The organism is Pseudoalteromonas sp. APC 3224 (assembly GCF_030407535.1).
Classification (GTDB): domain Bacteria; phylum Pseudomonadota; class Gammaproteobacteria; order Enterobacterales; family Alteromonadaceae; genus Pseudoalteromonas.
Window position 1 is genome coordinate 57,776 of sequence record NZ_JASDDF010000002.1, and the last position, 20,748, is coordinate 78,523.

The 20,748-nt window shown below is 39.3% G+C and carries 19 protein-coding genes; 4 read left to right on the forward strand and 15 right to left on the reverse strand.

The features are described from left to right. Positions 1–9: 9 nt before the first annotated feature. The 3 genes from sdhA to sdhC are packed head-to-tail and all read right to left on the reverse strand — an operon-like array spanning position 10 to position 2,498. Positions 10–1,782: a succinate dehydrogenase flavoprotein subunit gene (sdhA, locus tag QL989_RS01270; RefSeq protein ID WP_008112088.1), complete on the reverse strand. Its 1,773-nt coding sequence runs from the start codon at positions 1,780–1,782 to the stop codon at positions 10–12. Next, positions 1,783–2,130 (reverse strand): succinate dehydrogenase, hydrophobic membrane anchor protein, encoded by a 348-nt coding sequence (gene sdhD / locus QL989_RS01275; protein ID WP_055012091.1) that lies wholly within the window; start codon positions 2,128–2,130, stop codon positions 1,783–1,785. It abuts the gene before it with no gap. Continuing rightward, positions 2,121–2,498 carry a succinate dehydrogenase, cytochrome b556 subunit gene (sdhC, locus tag QL989_RS01280; RefSeq protein WP_010390126.1) on the reverse strand — a complete coding sequence of 126 codons (378 nt, stop codon included), beginning with the start codon at positions 2,496–2,498 and terminating at the stop codon, positions 2,121–2,123. Before sdhC ends, sdhD begins: the two co-directional genes overlap by 10 nt. Positions 2,499–2,904: 406 nt before the next feature. On the opposite strand from sdhC, the gene QL989_RS01285 reads away from it, so the two are divergent. The 3 genes from QL989_RS01285 (at position 2,905) to QL989_RS01295 (ending at position 5,961) form a co-directional block, all read left to right on the forward strand. Then, positions 2,905–4,191: a citrate synthase gene (locus QL989_RS01285; RefSeq protein WP_010390127.1), complete on the forward strand. Its 1,287-nt coding sequence runs from the start codon at positions 2,905–2,907 to the stop codon at positions 4,189–4,191. 114 nt (positions 4,192–4,305) lie between these two features. After that, positions 4,306–5,532: a SufS family cysteine desulfurase gene (locus tag QL989_RS01290; protein WP_290167594.1), complete on the forward strand. Its 1,227-nt coding sequence runs from the start codon at positions 4,306–4,308 to the stop codon at positions 5,530–5,532. A gap of 12 nt (positions 5,533–5,544) precedes the next feature. Beyond that, positions 5,545–5,961 (forward strand): SufE family protein, encoded by a 417-nt coding sequence (locus tag QL989_RS01295; RefSeq protein ID WP_290167595.1) that lies wholly within the window; start codon positions 5,545–5,547, stop codon positions 5,959–5,961. Between the two features lie 34 nt (positions 5,962–5,995). On the opposite strand, the gene tcdA is transcribed toward QL989_RS01295, so the two are convergent. From tcdA to QL989_RS01330, 7 genes are read right to left on the reverse strand one after another with little or no spacing between them, the layout of a single operon-like run. Next, a complete protein-coding gene (gene tcdA, locus QL989_RS01300) occupies positions 5,996–6,793 on the reverse strand; it encodes a tRNA cyclic N6-threonylcarbamoyladenosine(37) synthase TcdA (RefSeq protein WP_010390130.1) in 798 nt (265 codons plus the stop codon). Beyond that, positions 6,794–7,474 carry a TIGR01621 family pseudouridine synthase gene (locus tag QL989_RS01305; protein ID WP_193049177.1) on the reverse strand — a complete coding sequence of 227 codons (681 nt, stop codon included), beginning with the start codon at positions 7,472–7,474 and terminating at the stop codon, positions 6,794–6,796. After that, positions 7,471–8,232 (reverse strand): 3-deoxy-manno-octulosonate cytidylyltransferase, encoded by a 762-nt coding sequence (kdsB, locus tag QL989_RS01310; RefSeq protein ID WP_010390132.1) that lies wholly within the window; start codon positions 8,230–8,232, stop codon positions 7,471–7,473. Before kdsB ends, QL989_RS01305 begins: the two co-directional genes overlap by 4 nt. Continuing rightward, on the reverse strand, positions 8,220–8,417 hold the full coding sequence (locus tag QL989_RS01315) for a Trm112 family protein (RefSeq protein ID WP_010390133.1): 198 nt from the start codon (positions 8,415–8,417) through the stop codon (positions 8,220–8,222). The genes kdsB and QL989_RS01315 overlap by 13 nt, the downstream gene beginning before the upstream one ends. Next, positions 8,407–9,387 carry a tetraacyldisaccharide 4'-kinase gene (gene lpxK, locus QL989_RS01320; RefSeq protein WP_198523228.1) on the reverse strand — a complete coding sequence of 327 codons (981 nt, stop codon included), beginning with the start codon at positions 9,385–9,387 and terminating at the stop codon, positions 8,407–8,409. The genes QL989_RS01315 and lpxK overlap by 11 nt, the downstream gene beginning before the upstream one ends. After that, positions 9,384–11,129, reverse strand: coding sequence for a lipid A export permease/ATP-binding protein MsbA (gene msbA, locus QL989_RS01325; protein WP_290167604.1), 1,746 nt, complete (start codon positions 11,127–11,129; stop codon positions 9,384–9,386). Before msbA ends, lpxK begins: the two co-directional genes overlap by 4 nt. Positions 11,130–11,189: 60 nt before the next feature. Next, positions 11,190–13,457 carry a DNA internalization-related competence protein ComEC/Rec2 gene (locus tag QL989_RS01330; RefSeq protein WP_290167606.1) on the reverse strand — a complete coding sequence of 756 codons (2,268 nt, stop codon included), beginning with the start codon at positions 13,455–13,457 and terminating at the stop codon, positions 11,190–11,192. Here QL989_RS01330 and QL989_RS01335 point away from each other — a divergent pair. Then, positions 13,437–13,943, forward strand: coding sequence for a DUF2062 domain-containing protein (locus tag QL989_RS01335; protein ID WP_290167609.1), 507 nt, complete (start codon positions 13,437–13,439; stop codon positions 13,941–13,943). The two genes, QL989_RS01330 and QL989_RS01335, sit on opposite strands and share 21 nt — an antisense overlap. Before the next feature lie 92 nt (positions 13,944–14,035). Here QL989_RS01335 and QL989_RS01340 read toward each other — a convergent pair whose 3' ends face one another. The 5 genes from QL989_RS01340 to QL989_RS01360 all read right to left on the reverse strand — a co-directional run bounded on the left by QL989_RS01340 (position 14,036) and on the right by QL989_RS01360 (position 20,686). Then, a complete protein-coding gene (locus QL989_RS01340) occupies positions 14,036–15,775 on the reverse strand; it encodes a DUF3466 family protein (RefSeq protein WP_290167612.1) in 1,740 nt (579 codons plus the stop codon). Positions 15,776–15,786: 11 nt separating this feature from the next. Beyond that, positions 15,787–17,700 (reverse strand): ABC transporter ATP-binding protein, encoded by a 1,914-nt coding sequence (locus QL989_RS01345; RefSeq protein WP_010390143.1) that lies wholly within the window; start codon positions 17,698–17,700, stop codon positions 15,787–15,789. Positions 17,701–17,715: 15 nt separating this feature from the next. Further along, entirely contained in the window at positions 17,716–17,955 is a 240-nt protein-coding gene (locus QL989_RS01350; RefSeq protein WP_008112065.1) for a glutaredoxin family protein, read from the reverse strand. Beyond that, on the reverse strand, positions 17,948–20,065 hold the full coding sequence (gene rlmKL, locus QL989_RS01355; protein ID WP_290167616.1) for a bifunctional 23S rRNA (guanine(2069)-N(7))-methyltransferase RlmK/23S rRNA (guanine(2445)-N(2))-methyltransferase RlmL: 2,118 nt from the start codon (positions 20,063–20,065) through the stop codon (positions 17,948–17,950). The genes QL989_RS01350 and rlmKL overlap by 8 nt, the downstream gene beginning before the upstream one ends. Before the next feature lie 90 nt (positions 20,066–20,155). Continuing rightward, on the reverse strand, positions 20,156–20,686 hold the full coding sequence (locus QL989_RS01360) for a cell division protein ZapC (protein ID WP_054201007.1): 531 nt from the start codon (positions 20,684–20,686) through the stop codon (positions 20,156–20,158). Positions 20,687–20,748 lie beyond the last annotated feature (62 nt).

Consider the following 20,748-nt stretch of genomic DNA (forward strand, 5'->3'; position numbering starts at 1 on the left):
GTCTCGCTCCTAGTAGGTACGTGCTTTAGGTGGGAATGCTTCACGTAGCTTAGGCTCGTAGTTTACTTTACGCTTGCTCATTTCATCCGTTACCGGATTAAATACTGAGTGACATAACCAGTTTTCGTCATCACGATCTGGGAAGTCAAAGCGAGAGTGTGCACCACGGCTTTCAGTACGGAAGTTTGCAGCTACTGCAGTTGAGTAAGCTGTTTCCATTAAGTTGTCTAATTCTAAACATTCAATACGCATGGTGTTGAAGTCTGATGATTTATCATCAAGACGTGCATGCTGTAAGCGTTCACGAATTTCTTTAAGCTCAGTAAGACCAGTTGCCATTGAGTCACCTTCACGGAATACCGAGAAGTTAAGCTGCATACACTGTTGTAGGTCTTTCTTGATTTGTACTGGGTCTTCGCCTTGACCAACTGTTGAGCTTTCCCAACGATTAAAGCGAGCTAAAGACGCTTCTAAATCAGACTCAGAAGCCGCTTTAGAAATTTCAACGTCATTTAGGTATTTACCTAAGAAATTACCAGCAGCACGGCCAAATACAACTAAATCAAGTAATGAGTTACCACCTAAGCGGTTAGCACCGTGAACAGATACACATGCAATCTCACCAACAGCAAATAAACCTTGTACTACTTTTTCGTTACCAGCGGCATCGATATTAAGTACTTGACCATTTACGTTAGTTGGCACACCACCCATCATGTAGTGACATGTTGGGATAACTGGAATTGGTTCTTTTGCAGGATCAACGTGAGCAAATGTTTTAGCAAGGTCGCATACACCTGGAAGACGTAAGTTAAGCGTTTCTTCGCCTAAGTGGTCAAGTTTCAACTTAAGGTGAGGACCCCAAGGACCATCACAACCACGACCTTCACGAATCTCTGTCATCATTGAACGGGCAACAACGTCACGAGATGCTAAATCTTTAGCGTTTGGTGCATAGCGTTCCATGAAGCGTTCGCCATCTTTATTTAAAAGATAACCACCTTCACCACGACAACCTTCAGTTACTAGCGTACCAGCACCTGCAATACCTGTCGGATGGAATTGCCACATTTCCATGTCTTGCATAGAAATACCAGCACGAGTCGCCATACCAACACCGTCACCAGTGTTAATGTGAGCATTAGTTGTTGATGCGAAGATACGACCTGCACCACCGGTAGCTAACACAACTGCTTTTGATTTGAAGAAAGTGATTTCACCTGTTTCAATTTCAATTGCTGTACAACCTACTACATCGCCATTATCGTTTTTAACTAAATCAAGTGCATACCATTCAGAAAATACATTTGTTTTATTTTTAACGTTTTGTTGATAAAGAAGGTGTAATAATGCGTGACCAGTACGGTCAGCAGCTGCTGCGGTACGTGCAGCTTGTTCACCACCAAAGTTTTTCGATTGACCACCGAAAGGACGTTGGTAAACACGGCCATTTTCAAAACGAGAAAATGGTAAGCCCATGTTTTCTAATTCAGTAATAGCTTCTGGGCCTGTATTACACATGTATTCGATAGCGTCTTGGTCACCAATAAAATCGGAACCTTTAACGGTATCATACATATGCCATTCCCAGTTATCTTCATGCGAATTACCTAGCGCTACTGTAATACCACCTTGAGCAGATACAGTGTGTGAGCGTGTCGGAAAAACTTTAGAGATTAGTGCACATGTTTTGCCAGATTCAGTAATAGCAAGAGCAGCGCGCATACCTGCACCACCGGCACCAATTACTACGGCGTCAAATTCACGAACAGAATATTTCACTTAAACACCCCATAAAACGATTAAACCTACAGCTACGTAAGCGACAGCCATTAGGTTTAGTACAAAGCCTAAGAAAGCACGCAATTTAGCGCCCTTTACATAGTCGGTTAGAACCTGCCAAAGGCCGATACGGGTATGAACCATAATGCAAACTAGGGTGATTAATGTCGCCCCTTTCATTGCTAGGTTAGAGAATAGGCCTGTCCAGGCGTCATATGTGACTTCTGGCATTGCTAAAAAATAGCCAATAATAAAAATTGCATATGCACTGATTATTAATGCCGTTGTGCGTAGAGATACAAAATCTTGTACGCCATCACGTTTAAGAGTTGCTTGATTTAAGACCATATCCACACCCCTGCCAATACAGCAAACACAACGCCAAGTGCCATCGCAATTTTAGCGCTAGTGTTGCCTGATTCAAGTTCTTCCCAATGCCCCATATCCATAATGATGTGACGGATACCACCGATAAGGTGATAACCCAATACAGAAAGGGTGCCCCAAGCTATAAATTTGGCAATGAATCCGTTAAACAGACCCTTGACGAATTCAAAACCTTCAGCTGAAGAAAGAGACTCTGACCAAGCCCAAATGACAAACGTTAAAGCAAAAAATAATGCAACACCGGTGACGCGGTGAAAAATTGAAGCTTTAGCCGTTGCCGGCATAGATATAGTTGTTAGATCTAGATTTACAGGTCTTTGCTTTTTCACAGTTACTTGCCCATCTTGCCCGCAGTGGGGCTCATCTACTTGTTTTTCTAAAACCCACCAAATGTTTCTGGTGGAACTATCAAAATAAACGTATTAATACTAATAAAGTTCACTTTTTATGAAAAATATTATGTAAAAAAAAGTTTACCCAAATACAAATCGGTTAAAAACCTCCGTTAGTATATATAGCCGGAGACTCTTTTACAATTCTTGTTTACTTTGAGTCGTTTGCGAATTAGCCAATGGTATAATATTCAATCTATACCGAATATTTATTATACATATGTGCATAATACTTATAAAAATTGACTTTATACCCCTCTTTCACGTTAAAATGTAAAGATGTGCTTAGAATAGATTTTAGAATATAAAAATCAGAATAGTTATCTTAATAGGAGATACATAGATGGCAGATAAGAAAGCCACAGTCCATATTGATGGGCTAGATCCAATCGAACTTCCAATTTATCAAGGTACTGCTGGCCAAGATGTAATTGATGTACGTACACTCGGCTCACATGGTCACTTTACTTATGACCCAGGTTTCATGTCGACTGGTTCTTGTGAATCTACCATCACTTACATCGATGGTGGTAAAGGTGTTTTATTACACCGTGGTTACCCGATCGAGCAGTTAGCAGAGAGCTCTAACTACGTTGAGTTATGTTACTTACTATTAAACGGTGAGTTACCAACTAAAGAGCAATACGATGATTTTGCTACAAAAATCACTCGTAGCACAATGCTAGATGAAAAAATCGCAAACTTCTTCCAAGGTTTCCGTTTTGATGCGCACCCAATGGCAATGCTATGTGGTGTGGTTGGTGCATTATCTTCTTTTTACCATGAAGATCTTGATATCACTGATGCAGTTCAACGTAAGACAAGCGCTATTAAATTAGTTGCTAAATTACCAACAATTGCGGCAATGGCATACAAAACAAACATCGGTCAACCGTTTGTATATCCACGCAATGATTTAAGCTATGCAGAAAACTTCTTACACATGATGTTCTCTGTACCTGCTGAAGAATACAAAGTGAACCCAGTAACAGCTAAAGCAATGGATAAAATCTTTATGCTTCATGCTGACCACGAACAGAATGCTTCAACGTCAACTGTTCGTTTAGCTGGTTCTTCTGGTGCTAACCCTTATGCATGTATTGCTGCGGGTATTGCATCACTTTGGGGCCCTGCTCACGGCGGCGCTAACGAAGCATGTTTAAACATGTTAGAAGAAATTGGTTCAGTTGATCGCATCGACGAATATGTAGCAAAAGCAAAAGATAAAGCGGACCCTTTCCGTCTTATGGGCTTTGGTCACCGTGTTTACAAAAACTTCGACCCACGCGCAACAGTAATGCGTCAAACATGTCATGAAGTTTTAGCAGAGCTTAATATTCAAGATCCATTGCTTGATATTGCAATGAAACTTGAGCAAATTGCACTTGAAGACCCGTACTTTGTTGAGAAGAAACTTTACCCTAACGTAGATTTCTACTCAGGTATTATCTTAAAAGCGATTGGTATTCCGACAAGTATGTTCACTGTAATTTTTGCAATGGCACGTACTGTAGGTTGGATCTCACACTGGGACGAGATGCTTTCTCAGCCTGGTCACAAGATCAGCCGTCCACGTCAGCTTTACACAGGTGAAACAACACGTGATTATAAAGCTACAGACAAGCGCTAAGCTTTAAAGTTAGTTTTAAAAGGCCGCTTCTGCGGCCTTTTTTATTACATGCTACTTGAGAATTATCTTAAACAGATTACAATTCCTGCCCGAATTGATTAACTTTATGAGCCTATGTCTGTGTCCTCGTTTGATCCTAAAAAAATCCGTAATGATTTCCCTACTCTAAATCAGACAATCAATGGCAATCCTTTGGTTTATTTAGACTCAGCTGCAACAACACAAAAGCCACAATGTGTTATTGACGCCACCACACAGTTTTACACTTCACAAAATGCAAATGTTCACCGCGGTCGTCATACGCTGAGTGAGCAAGCTACAGCGGCTTATGAGCAAGTACGTCAACGCGTTGCTGATTACTTTCAGGTAAGCGGTAATGAAATTGTCTGGACTAAAGGCGCTACTGAGGCGATTAACTTAGTTGCACATGGCCTAAGAAATACATTAACAACAGACGACACCATTTTAATTAGCCCAATCGAGCATCACGCGAATATTGTGCCGTGGCAAGAACTCGCGGCATACACTGGTGCAACGTTAAAAGCGTTGCCACTTAATGACAATGCCACCTTTGATATTAGCCAGTGCTGTGACGTGATTAAACACACCAAACCTGCACTTCTTGCAATCACTCACGCCTCTAATGCGCTGGGCAATATTACCGATTTAACCCCGCTGATAACTGCTGCGAAGGCTGTAGATACGCTAACTTTAGTCGATGGCGCACAAGGCGCTCTACATTTAAGACCTAATTTGACAGCGCTTAATTGTGATTTTTACGTGTTTTCAGCTCACAAAATGTTGGGGCCAACAGGATTAGGCGGTTTATATGGCCGCTACAGCGCACTTAATGCATTATTGCCTTATCAAACAGGTGGTGAAATGATTGAAAAAGTGACCCTAACGCAAAGCACTTATCGTGACGCTCCCGCTAAATTTGAAGCAGGAACCCCAAATATAGCCGGTGTTTTAGGCTTTGGTGCGGCACTTGAGTATTTAATGGTGCTCAATCAGCAAGAATTAAAAGAGTATGAACAGCAGGTGTTTATTTATGCAGCAAACGCACTGATGGAAATAGATGGTATTTGCATCTATAGCGACCTAAAATCGAACATTGGTACATTATGCTTTAATTATAAAAATGAACATCCGTATGATCTGGCAACTTTACTTGACGGTTATGGTATTGCAGTACGAAGTGGTCATCATTGTACCCAACCGTTAATGACTCATTTGCAACTAAATGGCTCACTAAGAGCAAGTTTTGCATTTTATAATACGGCCAAAGATGTAGACCATTTTATTACTGCACTCAAAGAATGCATCGCTTTATTAGACTAAATTGGATAAATAATGACACTCACATACCAACTGGTAAGTAAAAAAATTGAACACAGTACAAGCTGGCAACAGAAGTATCGTGAAATTATGTTACTTGGCAAAACACTACCGCCGTTAGCCGATATACTAAAAACAGATGATGCGCTAGTCCAAGGCTGTGAAAGTAAAGTATGGATGTTTGTTGAGTTTGATTTGACAGAAAATGCATTGGTTGTAATTGGTGATTCTGATACGCGAATAGTAAAAGGATTATTAGCGTTAATTTTAGCGCTGTATAACGGTTTGACACCTGAAGAGGTATTAAGCGTTAATGCCTATGAAGAATTTGAAAAGCTTGGCTTAATTAGCCACTTAAGCGCTTCTCGCGGCAATGGGATAAACGCCATGGTGGAAAAAATACAAACTTTAGCTAAACAAAAAGCGCGTTAAGCGCTTTTTTAACAATATGATGTGTAATCTGTAATTAAATGTTCAAGCGTGTACGCTTATCTAAATATTTTCTTACTGCTTTAGCGGCAACAAAAAAACCAAAACTACCGGTGATCATCGTCACCGAACCAAAGCCATTATTACAATCCATATTCATACTGCCATCTGCATTTTGTTTCGCATGGCACACACTGCCATCACTGCCAGGATAAACAAGCTGCTCTGTTGAATACACACAGTCAATATTAAATTTACGTTTTGGATTAGAGCTGAAATTATACTGCTTACGCAAAATATAGCGCACCTTTGCAAGCAATGGATCTTGAGTCGTTTTTGCCACATCTCCAAATGTAATTTGACTTGGATCAGTTTGCCCACCTGCACCGCCCGTGGTAATTATAGGCATTTTATTACGCTTACAGTGCGCGATTAACGCCGCTTTTTCTTTTACCGCATCAATGCAGTCAATAACATAATCAAAACCTTGAATATGCTGTTGAATATTTTCTAGTGTTATAAAATCGTCAATAACATTAACTATACACTCAGGGTTGATAAGCTCGCAGCGTGCCTTCATGGCATCCACTTTTGCTTCCCCAATAGTGCCTGTTAAGGCATGAATTTGACGATTAACATTGGTTGCGCATATATCATCTAAATCTATTAGAGTAATTTTGCCCACGCCGGTGCGCGCTAATGCTTCTGCAGTCCAGCTGCCTACGCCACCTATACCAACAACACAGAAATGTGCCTGTTGTAACCATTCAAATTGCTGTTGACCATATAGTCGTTTAATACCACCAAAGCGGATATCAGTTACTTGTTCACTCATTTACCAATCCAATTTCCAAGGCGTTTGCCAAGAATCAAAATCTTGATGTTTTATTAATTGCGCATATTCCACTCCACACTCTGGCAACAGAGTGTGTTGTATTTGTTCCCCAGCCCACTCAAAGTCCAACGCAAATGCATGCAAATAGGTGCGATCAGCGGCACTCCCAGAATAACTAGCATCGCCTAATATAGCGGCACCTATACTCTTTAATGCCACCCTAAGCTGATGGGTTTTTCCCGAATAGGGTTTTAATAGGTAAGCTCTAAAACCGCTTTTAAAGCTAAACGAATAAAAACGTGTAATAGCGGGGTTACTCTGTGAGTTTAATAATTTATACGTGCCACGGCGAGACTTAGCCATATCACCTTTAACCCAGCCTTGCTTTTTTTTAGGCTTGGTATCACTAACCGCTAGATAAAACTTATTAATCGCATGCTGAGTAAATAATTGCGTAAATTCTGCTGCTGCCGCTTTGCTTCGCGCGAGTATAATCAATCCAGAGGTGACTTTATCTAAACGGTGTACCGCAAATAATTTTTCGTTTAACTGTTGCTCAGCTAGTACCACAAAACCGGGGCCTTCTTCAGAATGAAAATTAAGCCCATGCGGTTTATTTATGATGTAAAAATCATCATGCGTATATTGCACTTTTAATATAAGCGTTTGTGGTTTATTCACGCGCTTTTACTTTGAATATGGGCAACCACTTTAGCTAAATCCTCTGGTGTATCTACTCCTGCATGAGGGGTCACTAAAGCTTGTTCTATTTTAATTGCATAACCATGGTATAGCACACGTAACTGCTCTAACGACTCAAGAAGTTCTAATGGCGAAACACTTAATTCAATATATTGCTTTATAAACCCTGCGCGATACGCGTAAATACCCACATGGCGTTGAAAAGGCGCTAAATTAAGTGGTTGCTGCTCAGCCATCATGGCGCTTCTATCAAATGGGATACTCGCTCTTGAAAAGTACAAAGCATTTTTATTGATATCACTGACAACTTTAACCGCATTAGGATTAAACACTTCATCACGCTCTTCAATAGCAACGCTTAAGGTTGCCATTGGTGCCCTTGATTGCGCTAATAATGTTGCCACTTGTGATACGTTATCAGGCGACAGCAAAGGTTCATCACCTTGTACATTTACCACGATAGTGTCATCGGCTAAATTAAGTAAATCCACTACTTCGGCTAAGCGCTCTGTGCCTGATTGGTGATCTTCACGCGTCATCAAAACATTACTAGTAAAACGTTTAGCAGCATCAAATACTCTTTGATGGTCAGTAGCAATAACCACCTTGCTGGCTCCTGACAAACAGGCTTTTTCATACACATGCTGTATCATTGGTTTGCCACAAATATCAGCGAGTGGTTTACCTGGCAAACGAGTAGAAGCGTAACGCGCAGGGATAACAACTACGAATTCCACTTTTCTACCTCTTCAAGAGTCAATTCACGGGCTTCATTTTCAAGTAGTACCGGAATATCATCACGTACCGGGTAAGCTAGTTTTGCTGCTGTGCTGATCAGCTCTTGGTTTTCTTTATCAAAGCGCAACTTACCTTTACACACAGGGCAAGCAATAATTTCGAGTAATTTTGTATCAAAGGCCATGGTGGATCCCTTTTTCTTTTAATAATAAATTTAATGTGTTTATTACTGCTGCAGTTGGTTGAGCGTCAACCGGCAAGTAATACCAATTTGGCTTGGCAAAGTCACGACACTTAACCGCATCTTTTTCTGTCATTAATACACAGTCCTCACCAAATTGAGCAAAGTCATTGGCGGTATAAGCATAATGGTCGCGAAAATGATGTGTTGATAACAACGCTATACCTTGTGCTTTTAATGATGCTTCAAAGCGCTGAGGGTTACCGATTGCACTTACAGCATGCGCTGTTTCTATAGCCGTTGTTATCTCAGTATTATCAGCAACACGTTTAATAATTGATGGCTGCAAGCGATAGCTAAATTCATGTTCAGAACCATTTTCAATGACTAAATCAACACTGTTTAAACGAGAAACCGTTTCGCGAAGTGGTCCTGCTGGCATTAAAAAACCATTACCAAATTTTCTTTCGCTATCAACAATACAACATTCAATACTGCGTGCCATTTTGTAGTGTTGCATGCCATCATCAGAAATAATTACATCAAGCTGAAACTGATGATTGAGCATTTCTATATTCTTCTGTCTATTTGGCCCCACAACTAACGGACATTGTAAACGGTTAAATAAAAGTACCGGCTCATCCCCTGCTTCTAAAGTCGTCGTATTTGCAGTTACTAATAATGGGTAATGGGCTGCTTGCCCACCATAGCCGCGACTAATTAAACCAACAGATAAGCCTTGAGCGGTTAAGTAATCATGTAGCCACAATACAAATGGAGTCTTACCATTGCCGCCAACACTTATATTGCCAACAACAATTACTGGAGTATTACTAACAAATGGCTTAAAAACACCCACTTCGTAGCAGTATTTGCGCACTAGAGCAACACAACCAAAAATAGCGGACAGTGGTAATAACAATAAGGTAATTAAGCTAAAAGGTTTGTACCAGCTTTGCTCTATTTTACTCACCCCTGCTCACCAAACTGCATTTTACAAAGAGCTGAGTAGGTACCATCGTTAGTCAGTAATTCAGTATGCGTACCACTTTCTATCACTTTACCGTTATCAATCACATAGATACGGTCACTATTTTCAATAGTCGATAGCCTATGAGCGATAACAATGGAGGTTTTATCCTTCATTAATGTATCAAGAGCATGTTGGATAAGCTTTTCAGATTCAGTATCCAAGGCCGAGGTCGCTTCATCTAAAATTAAAATAGGCGCGTCTTTTAAAATAGCACGGGCAATCGCAATACGTTGACGTTGCCCGCCTGAAAGCATTACCCCATTCTCGCCAACCATAGTGTTAAGTTGCTCAGGTAAGTCTTTTACAAACTCCCACACATGGGCTTGTTTTGCAACGTCATGAAGCTCTTCGATAGAGATTTCGCGTTGTAAACCATAACAAATATTATTGGCAATCGTGTCATTAAATAGCACCACTTGTTGCGACACTAACGCAAATTGACGGCGAAGATCAGTAAGCTTATATTCATTAAGAGCAATGCCATCGAGTAAAATTTCGCTTGGCGCTTCTAAGTCATAATATCGGGGTAACAAGTTAGAAATAGTCGATTTACCCGAGCCAGAGCGGCCAACAAGGGCAATACTCTCACCGGCTTTTATGTTCAGTGATAAATCGTTAAGCACGGCTTCATCCTTGGTTGGGTATTTAAAGGTCACATTTTTCACCTCAATATGCCCTTTTACCTTATCAACCGAAAAGGTACCCGTGTCTTTTTCAATTTCTTCATCTAACACTAAAAAAACACTCTGAGCAGCTGAAATACCTCGCTGTAAGTCACTGTTTACATTGGCAAGTTGCTTTAATGGGCGCAGTAGCATCATCATCGATGAGATGAGTACGACAAAATCCCCAGAGCTAATGCTGTCTATCATAGAGGGCATCGACACAACCCATAAAATAACAGCCATAGCACTGGCAGCCAAAATTTGAATAATAGAGACACTTAGCGCTTTAGTCGCATCCATCTTGATACGTTGTTGGCGGTTATGATTATTAATTTTAGAAAATTGATCAATTTCTTGTGTTTGCCCACCAAAGCCATGGATCACTTTGTGACCACTGAGCATTTGCTCTGAACTACGGGTAACTTGTCCCATCGCTGACTGAATATTTTTCGAGATATGACGAAAGCGTTTAGACACCACAGCTACTATGATAGCCACAAGCGGGATAATAACTAAAAAGATTAACGACAACTGCCAACTGGTATAAAACATCACAGCGAGTAAAAAAACCACAAAAGCGCCTTCACGCACAACAATAAGCAGTGCTTTGGTGATTGCTTGTTGAACTTGCTCGGTGTCAAAGGTAATTTTAGAAATCAAATCGCCGGTTGAGTTTTTATCGTGAAAGGACACCGGTAAATGTAAAATGTGTTCAAACAATTCTTGGCGCAGCGCCCTCACGACTTGTGAGCCTACATAGCTTAAACAGTAAGATGACATAAAGTTAAATACGCCACGCCCGAGAACCAGCGCAATAACCACAAATGGCGCATAAGTAAGTACCTGGCTGTTACGCTCGTTTAAACCTTCATCAATAAACGGCTTCATCAGTTGAATGAATAATGCATCCATACCTGAATAACCTATCATTCCTATAATCGCGACGATGGCAATCGACTTATAAGCGCCAACGTAAGAAACAAGCCGTTTATATATTTGTGTAGTACTTTGTTCCATAACACTCTCTAAAACCAGTAACAGCCCCTATTGTATCCTTAGCAACAGCAAAACAAAACGTCAATCTTTGATAAACCAATAACTTTCCGCCCCTCTTGCGGTACTCAGCTCTAAGTGTTTAGTATAAAAATCAACCCGAACTTGTCCTACATCACCGGTGCTATATTGTTTGGCGTTTATTTTATTGTAACGCTTAACTACCGCTTTACTTGGAAATTGCCACTGGCCTTGATACGCACTTGAATGAATCACAAGTGTTGGGTTTACGGCCTCGATAAACTCGACACTGGAAGAGCTATCACTGCCGTGATGAGGACTTAACAAAACGGTACTTTGTAAATCATGCCCTTGTTTAATTAATTTAGACTCCCTCGCCTTTGATATATCACCAGTGAGAAGCACACTATGGTTGGCACTTGAGATTTTAACGACACAGGAATTATCATTACTGTTATTAAACTCCTCTTTTGCAAAGGTTTGAATACTCAAACCATGAAAGTCTATCGTTGTTGCTATGCAATCGTTATATACACCACTTGGATGAAAATAATCAAAGCTCGTTGCATAACCCGCTTTTTTAAAATGTGCAACGCCTCCAGCATGGTCGTTATCTTGATGGCTCACAATCGCATTACTTACCGTTAGGCTATGAGCACCAATATAGGGGAGTAAAACACTAGTGACACGGCTAAAGCGATTAAAGTAACTTGGTCCAAAGTCATAAATAAACGCGTGCTTGTCTTTTTCTATCAGTACCATTAAGCCATGGCCTACATCAAATACGTTTAACTGCCAAAGGCTGGTTTGCGTAAAGTAATAGTTAAAAAGCAAAGTCAAAATCGGAATGCAGGCCAGTAAGCGAAGCTCAATAAAATAAAGTAGAGGAACAACACTATAAAGCGCCACCATGGTGGTCATACTTATCTGTCCGACATTAAGCCAACGTACCTGCTGAGGTATTGCCTGCAGCATTTGGTAAAAATAGGCCAATGGAAAATCATATAATACGATAAATGCGTACCAATCGGTTAATAATCCCAGTAACACACTTAAAAATAAAGCAGGCATTAATACAAAAGATAAAATGGGAATAGCGACTAGATTTAAAACTAAACCCGCTAAACTCACACCATTAAAAAAGTATAATGACAAGGGTAATAAGCCAATAAATAATCCCAGTTGAATAATAAATAATGTTCGTATATTGGCTAGTAATGAGTTACCCCGAGGCGGAAATTGCTTTAAAACAATAAAAATAATACATACTGCTAAAAACGAAAAGTAAAGCCCTGGGTTTAATACACTAAATGGGTTAATCGCTAAAATAATGACCAGTGCGAATAAAATACTGCGCCACCTCAATGACTGCTTTGCCAAATAATAAAGTAGCAAATAACAGCCCAACATAATTAAAGCGCGGGTTGCAGAAATGATAAAATTACTTAAATAAACATAAATAAAAGCTACAACAAAACCAACAGCGCTATAAACAATAGAAACATTTAATGCTTGATTTAGTTCAGGTTTAACCAACTTAAGACAAAACCGTGTGACAAAATAACAAAAACCAAACACTAGAGAGATATGTAACCCAGAAATGGCTAATAAATGACTTAACCCAAGACTCTGCATTAACTCTTTATGCTCGAATGTCATTAAAGACTTATCGCCAGTTAACAACGTATAATAGAGCCAATTAAGCTCAGCATTATTTACCAACTTTTTGACATAAACTCTATAGGCTGAAACGGCATTACTTTTTTGAGAGCTTTTAATATTAAGCTGTTTATTGAGCACCGTACCTTTAAACGCTATCTTTTGTGTAAAAGCATAAAGCTGATTATCAAAAACAGTAAAATTCTTAATGGATCTATAGTTTTTAAGTCTCACTTGAGCATTAAAAGCATCACCAGAATGAATTGGTTGTGCAAAATTGATACTTAATAAGGCATAAGGTGCCCTAAAGTGACTATATTCACTGTCTTCCAAACGCGTTAATTTAACTTTTACATATTGGGGAGGTGTAGCAGAGATAACCTCTTCGACCACCACACCGACAGAATAAGCATATTTTTTGTGCTGTTCAGGTAACTCAAATGAATAAAACAAGATAAAATGTGCGGCTACACAGCAAATACCGCAAATAAAGCCTAACAATACAGTTAAAAACGGCTTAAAATACGTGCTCACAATAAGGATTGAAATTGTGATAACTGTAAACTCAAGGGTTTGATAATAAAATACGGTAATAACGACACCGATAACAAACCCAAGACTCATCCACACAGACGTAAATGGTTGCTTTAAATGGCTAAAAAAACGATCCAACGGTTTTTACCTGATCCAAATAAAATTAGACATCACAAATCACTAAAAATATTTGGTCGTCTTTTACATGATGCTAACCTTTGGCATTTAAATCGACGCTCAGCACGCGGTGCCTTTGCCGTTGGACTTTTTTTTGCATTCATCCCTGTTCCTTTTCAAATGGTGCTAGCAGCTGCCGCAGCCATAATCTTAAGAGTTAATTTACCTATTTCCGTTGCTCTAGTGTGGATCACCAACCCACTTACAATGCCACCTATTTTTTACGGCTCATACTTGGTTGGTACATTAGTACTGAATCAACCTGAGCAGCATTTTGCGTTTGAGGCCAGTTGGGCGTGGTTTATAGAAAGCCTAACTACCATTGGCCCTGCTTTTTTAGTGGGTTCGCTTGTGTGCGCATCTATTGTCAGTGTTATTGGCTATTTTGGCATTGATTTAATTTGGCGTCGCTCAGTAAGAAAAGCTTGGATATCTAGAAATAACTAGCGCCTACTTCATCAAGTGCTTCTGTTAATATTACTATAGACAAAAAAAAACCAACTTAACAAGTTGGTTTTTTTATAAACGAATAGTAGTACTTAGAAACGAAAAACGCGTCTTAAACCAACTAAAGGTAGCAGTAATAAACCAAACCATGAGAAGCTGGCTGAGCTACGTTCATAAAACTCTGCATCTGGGGCTTTACAATTTTCAACTTCACCATTAGCAATCGGTGAAAGTTTTACTGCAACAGCAACACTTTCATATTGAATGTTACCATTTATGTCGGTTATGACCTCACCTAATGAGTCTAATTTTTCAACCGTTTTAGTTGCCACACCAAATACTTCATTATTTTCGTTGATTGATTTCGCCTCTACCATTTTATAACTAAAGCTAGTTTCACCATCACTGTCAAAACATGGTAGTAGATTATTTAGATTAGTGATTTTGTCATCACCAATTTTATAAATAAACGCCTCTGAACGCCTTGTACTCGCTGTATCACCAACATCACCTTCGCCTACAATATAACCTTGATTATTAATATCATTTGCATATGAGCTTGAACTAATAAAATAATCTTCAGGAAACACCGTCGTGTTTGTATTTATATCATGGTAGAAAAGTTTGTTTCTTTTAGAGCCTTCAATGCGTTTAGTAGCATAACCTGCAATAATGTCATTATCATTGATTGCAAATGCTTTACCTCCTTCCCAATCATCTTGCTGGTTTATAAAATCAACCACTTTACCGTCTTTAAAATAAGTTGGCATACTGTAGATTCTATTATCGTTGTCAATATCTCGGGTATCTGAAGACCCTACAGCAATACCATTACTATTCACAGCTAATGCAATACTATTAAATGGAGTTCTGTCTTCATCTTCTTCCGGAGTAAGCGCTAAACCTAGCAACTCTGTTGAAGTCACATTAAATGTGCTGTCTAGAGTCCATTTAACCGCTGTTTTATTGAATACACCACGCGTACTTCGACTGTTAAGTGATTCAATACAGGCCATTACTGGCTCATCAAGGCCATCACAATTATCAGTAATTGTGGTTTGTCTCTCAGCAGGAATACTGACCGATACATTACCAACAACAATGTAACCTGTGTCTGTGGCAACAATATCAGATGCTTTACTAGTCCCACCGTGTTCAGTAAATTCTGGTAAAAGCGGCACTTCAACACCACCAGCAGAGATTAAAATTCCGCGCTCTATAAACTCACGAGTAAACCACGTTTCTTCATCAGTTTCGCCATCTGGTGTAAAGCTCACTTTATCAAATGCTGCACTTCCCCAACCAACCGTAGTACCGTCTTGCGCTACACCTGTATAAAAGTTACTTACTGATCGAGTTAGCCCATCATAATCAAGTGAAGATTCATCGAAAAGAGACTGCTCAGATATTAAACCGTTATTATAGCTTGTAGCAATAAGCGAACTGATTTTTTGATATTCAAAATCTTCAGACCGAGAAGATAGAAAGCCAACCATAAAAGTATGTGCGTCAGCATTAGTGTAAACAGCATCATTATTTTCTATATCATCGAGGGTAAAGGTTATTTCTTTATCAATGTTTTCAAACCTTTTAACTTCGGTGTCGTATGCGCTCTTTATTATATTATCTGTAAAGTCGATATAACTAATATCAATAGGTAGGTTAAACAATCCGTTAGCTTGACCTATAACATGGCCGTTTTCACTCACATCAGTAACATAAGTATGTTTTGCAGCTTCAAAGTCACCTAATTCGGTTAACTGGTACGTTGCACTCAATGCTGATGTACTCAGTGTGGCTAAAACACTGGCCGCGAGTAATTTATATTTCATTTTATTCCTTACTACTGATTCTTTAATTCTTCAAGTTCTTCCCAACGCTCAAAAGCGGCTTCAAGGTCAGACTCAAGTTGGGCTAAATGGTTCAATTCCTTGGCTGTTATATCACTGTCTTGCTTGAAAAAATCTTCATGACTTACTCGTTCTTGTTGTTTTTCAAGTTCAGCTTCAAGTTGCTCCATTTTATTAGGTAGTTGCTCTAGTTCAAGTTTTAATTTGTAAGAGAGTTTATTTGCTTTGTTATTGCTTTTAACTGGCGTTGGCTCTGTTTTTTCAACTTTTTTGACTGGCTGCTTTTGCAACTCTTTGTGCTGCTCCGCCAAATAGTTGGTATACGCTTCATAATCACTGTAGCCACCAACTATATCAGTGACTTTGCCGTTACCTTCAAATGCCCAAACACTCGAACAGGTATTATCAATAAACTCTCGGTCGTGGCTTACTATAAGCACAGTACCTTGATATTGGTTAATAATATCCTCAAGGAGCTCTAATGTTTCTATATCTAAGTCATTGGTAGGCTCATCGAGCACTAATATATTTGAAGGTTTCAAAAATAACTTGGCTAATAACAATCTGTTTTTCTCACCACCTGAAAGTGCTTTTACCGGTGTACGAGCACGTGCTGGCGGAAATAAAAAGTCTTGTAAATAGCCTAACACGTGACGTGAGCGTCCGCCCATCATCACTTCTTGCTTACCTTCAGCAACGTTATCTTGAACGGTCGCTTCTTCATCAAGCTTCTCACGGTACTGATCGAAATATGCAAACTCTAAGTTAACACCTTGCTTTATTTCACCACTGTCTGCTTTTAAATCACCAAACAACAACTTTAATAGCGTTGTTTTACCAATACCATTAGGCCCCACCAAACCAATACGATCGCCACGCATCACTAAGGTAGAGAAATCATCAGCTATCACTTTGTCTTTAAATGCATGATTTAAGTGTTTAGCTTCAAAGACTAGTTTACCTGAACGATCCGCTGTTTCGATATTGAAATCAGTTTTACCTACTTGTTCCACACGTTGTTTACGTTCATTACGTAATTGTTTGAGCTCACGAACACGGCCTTCATTACGGGTTCGACGAGCTTTAACACCTTGGCGGATCCATGCTTCTTCTTCCGCTAAGCGTTTATCAAACAATGCATTTTGTGTTTCTTCTACTTTTAAATCATGCGCTTTTTGTTCTAAGTAAGTGGCATAATCACCAGGATAAGAAATTAGTTTACCGCGATCTAAATCTAAAATACGTGTAGCAACAGCTCGAATAAATGCACGGTCATGCGATATAAATACAATACCGCCTTTAAATTCTTTTAGGAATTGCTCTAACCACATTACACTTGTCATATCCAAGTGGTTAGTAGGCTCATCGAGCAGTAATAAATCAGGCTCACTCACTAAAGCACGTGCTAATGCAACTTTACGTAACCAACCACCAGAAAGCGACTCAAGTTTCGCATCAGGAGTTAGCTCTAATTGAGTAAGTACAAGCTGAATACGGCTATCAAAACGCCAGCCATCTGCCGCCTCTAATTTATTAGATAAACGCTCTAATTTATTCAATAGTTGATCAGTGCAATCTGTTTGCAATTGTGTGCTTACATGATGAAAATCAATCAGTAAGTTAGCAATTTCAGGCATACCTTGGGCAACGTAATCAAATACAGTGCCACTTGCCCCTTTAGGTGGATCTTGCTCTAAACGCGATATTTTTAAACTACCAACTTGGTTTATTTCGCCATCATCAAGTATTACTTGACCGTCGAGTACTTTTAAAAGCGTTGATTTACCTGCACCATTGCGACCTACAATACACACACGTTCGCCACTTTCGATTACTGCATCTGCATTATCAAGTAATGGGTGTGTACCGTAAGCTAATTGTGCTTTTGAAATTCTAATTAAATCCATAGTTAATCTTTACTCTTATTCTGCTTGCGCTAAAAACTGCTGCGCCTGAGGTGCAGTAAAAGGCCAAAATAATTGTTGGCCTTGTTGATTTTTTAAAACCGGAATGCTTATTTGATACTCTAAAATTAATGCGTCATCGCTCATAATATCAATAAGTTGTAATTCATCGGTTGATGAAAGTAACGGTTTTAACAGCTGCTCTGCTTGCTCGCACAAGTGGCAGCCGTCGGTGTGATATAAAATCCACTTAGCCATGTTTAATCAACCAGCTATTATGAATTTTTTTATTTCGTTTAAAGTCAGGAGATAAGGTTTTTTCAGAAATATTTTCTGCATTTAACCCTAACCCCATCAAGCCAACTTCATCCATTACAAAACCGCGTTTATTATTAGAGAATATTAGCGTACCCGATGGGCTCAATATTTTTTTAACCCAAGTTAACAGCTTAATGTGGTCGTTTTGCACATCAAACGCGTCTTTCATTCGTTTAGAATTTGAAAAAGTAGGCGGATCTAAAAAGATCAGGTCATACTGCCCTTGTGCATACTCTAGCCATTTTAAACAATCTGCTTGCTCAAAACGATAACGTGTATTGCTAATATCGTTAAGCGCAAAGTTATCTTGACCCCACTTTAAGTAGGTTTTAGATAAATCAACGGTAGTAATCGCTTTTGCGCCCCCAATGGCTGCATGAACTGAGGCGGTTCCTGTGTATGCAAACAGGTTCAAAAAGCGCTTATCTTTTGCGTTTTCTTGAATGTAACGACGTGCAAGGCGATGATCTAAAAATAGCCCCGTGTCTAAGTAGTCAAATAAATTAACTTTAAACTTAGCACCAAACTCTTCTACTACCATGGTTCTATTTTGCTTAGCCATGGGTGTATATTGCTCTTCACCTTTTTGCTTTTTACGTACTTTTACAGCAATGTTTTCAGGTGCAATATCAAGTTGTTGTGCTGTCAAGCTAATAACATCTTGTAAACGCTTCTCAGAGGTTTTTTCATCAATCTCTTTCGGTGCTGCGTATTCAAAAATAACCGCTGAATCACCATAAATATCAACCGCAACGTTGTATTCAGGAATATCTGCATCGTAAACACGATACGCATGGACTTGATTTTGCTTAAGCCAATTTTTTAAACCTTGCTTGTTCTTTTTCAGGCGATTAGCAAATGCCATCGAGCCTTCAAAGTTTAAAGCGGGTTTGTCATCAGAGGTAAGGCTCACTTGCTTGTCATCAAGCTGATACAGGTTTAATTCAACATCAAGGGGGCCATTTTTAAATTTATAGCGTTTTTGCTTCACTAATTTAAGCAATTTAAACAGGCTTTCATCCATGCCCAGTAGAGCGAGTTTCCAATGATTAAAGTGCTTTTTAAAACCAACACCTAAACTACGATGCAAGTTTACAAGTTCAGCCATAGAACCAATACGCTCACCATAAGGTAAGTTAGAAATAACAACACCCGGCAATTTTGCAACGCTCGTCAGTTTTGTCGCATCGCTTTGCTTAAATTTAATCACCGTATCAAGCTCTGCACGCTGCGCATTAGCAATCGCTTTATCAAGTACTTGTGCATCGTAATCATGGCCAATTAACCATAATTTAGGATCAGTAATATTCGCTAAAAGTTGCTCTTTAAGTTCTTTGAATTTTGCCACTCTAAAGCTAGGTAAACGCTCAAACGCGAATCCTTCACGGAATAATCCAGGCGCTTCATTACGTGCCATTCCAGCCGCTTCTATTAAAATAGTGCCGGCACCACAACATGGATCGAATAGTGGTTGATTGACATTTTCGAGCCAGCCACTACGTTTTATTATTGCCGCAGCTAAATGCTCTTTTATGGGTGCTTTGCCTTGACCTTGACGGTAACCACGCTCTGATAAACGCGGCCCTGAGTAATCAATATAAAGTGAAACGCCATGACGATTTAAACGTGCAACCACTCGCACATTGGCATCTTGCTTATCTACATTTGGTCGCTGTTCAAATAAATCGTTAAAGTAATCAACAATCGCATCTTTAATTACTAAACCAGAAAACTGGGTATTTTTAAGTGAATCGTTTGTGCCATTAAAATCAACAGCAAAAGTTTGTGTTGGGCCAAACCATTCTTGCCAAGGTTGTAAGCGTGCAAATTTGTACAAGCTGTCTTTGTCATTTACGCCTTCTTTTTCTTCAATAAGCATAAGTACACGCGTAGCAAAGCGTGTAGATAAACACACTTTTTGCGCTAGCAATGAGTCAGCCTCAAAGCGAACAGAACCCACAGTTTGCTTTGACACCGTAGCGCCAAGTTCTGTAAGTTCATCAACCAATAAATTTTCGATTCCGATAGAAGTAAGTGCGATAAATTGCAAAGTAAAAACCCTTAATAGCTAATTGCGCGGGATTATAACATAGGTTTGCGTACAAATACGCCTTAAACAAGTCTCAAAGACTAAATTAGGCTAAGCTGTTTGGCTATCGTACTGTGAGGTAATTAAGGGGTGAACTCGGTTGTTTAAAACGCGGATAACTTCAAACTGGGCAAGTGATAGATTGTCATCTAGTGCAAAGGTTTCACTTAAATTAATGCACACAGAAGCATCTGGACAATGCTCTATAATTAAAAACTCGCCAGTTTGTGATTCTGAGCTTAAATTAATAACCGCTTCAGTACTAGGTGTACTACCAGTATACGGTTTAAAAAACCAACTTTTTGCCAACACTGGTTTTAATTGAAATTTAACTGCCGTTGCATTGAGCGCTATTTGACATAACTGGGCAGGATTCCATAAATTAAACTGCGCAAGGTAATAATAAACTTGCTCATAAAAGGCTGCATCTTCAAGGCTGAAGTATGGGTTTTCAAAAGCACAATCGGTGAGCTGTCTAAGCTTATAAGGTGTACAAAGTTGCATATCGTCATTTAAATCAAGCAGTAAGCGGTTTTTTTCAGCACACGCTATCCACTGCCATTGCTTTGACGCTTGTAACATTTGCTCCTCCCTACTTAGTACTTAAAAAATAAAATAAGACAATAAGCTTAGAGTATAGCTGC

What these genes read in the sequence shown, in the direction of transcription:
- sdhD (WP_055012091.1), bottom strand. Translation starts at nt 2,130, where the DNA reads ATGGTCTTAAATCAAGCAACTCTTAAACGTGATGGCGTACAAGATTTT.
- QL989_RS01285 (WP_010390127.1), top strand. Translation starts at nt 2,905, where the DNA reads ATGGCAGATAAGAAAGCCACAGTCCATATTGATGGGCTAGATCCAATC.
- QL989_RS01290 (WP_290167594.1), top strand. Translation starts at nt 4,306, where the DNA reads ATGTCTGTGTCCTCGTTTGATCCTAAAAAAATCCGTAATGATTTCCCT.
- QL989_RS01295 (WP_290167595.1), top strand. Translation starts at nt 5,545, where the DNA reads ATGACACTCACATACCAACTGGTAAGTAAAAAAATTGAACACAGTACA.
- tcdA (WP_010390130.1), bottom strand. Translation starts at nt 6,793, where the DNA reads ATGAGTGAACAAGTAACTGATATCCGCTTTGGTGGTATTAAACGACTA.
- QL989_RS01315 (WP_010390133.1), bottom strand. Translation starts at nt 8,417, where the DNA reads ATGGCCTTTGATACAAAATTACTCGAAATTATTGCTTGCCCTGTGTGT.
- msbA (WP_290167604.1), bottom strand. Translation starts at nt 11,129, where the DNA reads ATGGAACAAAGTACTACACAAATATATAAACGGCTTGTTTCTTACGTT.
- QL989_RS01335 (WP_290167609.1), top strand. Translation starts at nt 13,437, where the DNA reads ATGGCTAAAAAAACGATCCAACGGTTTTTACCTGATCCAAATAAAATT.
- QL989_RS01340 (WP_290167612.1), bottom strand. Translation starts at nt 15,775, where the DNA reads ATGAAATATAAATTACTCGCGGCCAGTGTTTTAGCCACACTGAGTACA.
- QL989_RS01345 (WP_010390143.1), bottom strand. Translation starts at nt 17,700, where the DNA reads ATGGATTTAATTAGAATTTCAAAAGCACAATTAGCTTACGGTACACAC.
- QL989_RS01350 (WP_008112065.1), bottom strand. Translation starts at nt 17,955, where the DNA reads ATGGCTAAGTGGATTTTATATCACACCGACGGCTGCCACTTGTGCGAG.
- QL989_RS01360 (WP_054201007.1), bottom strand. Translation starts at nt 20,686, where the DNA reads ATGTTACAAGCGTCAAAGCAATGGCAGTGGATAGCGTGTGCTGAAAAA.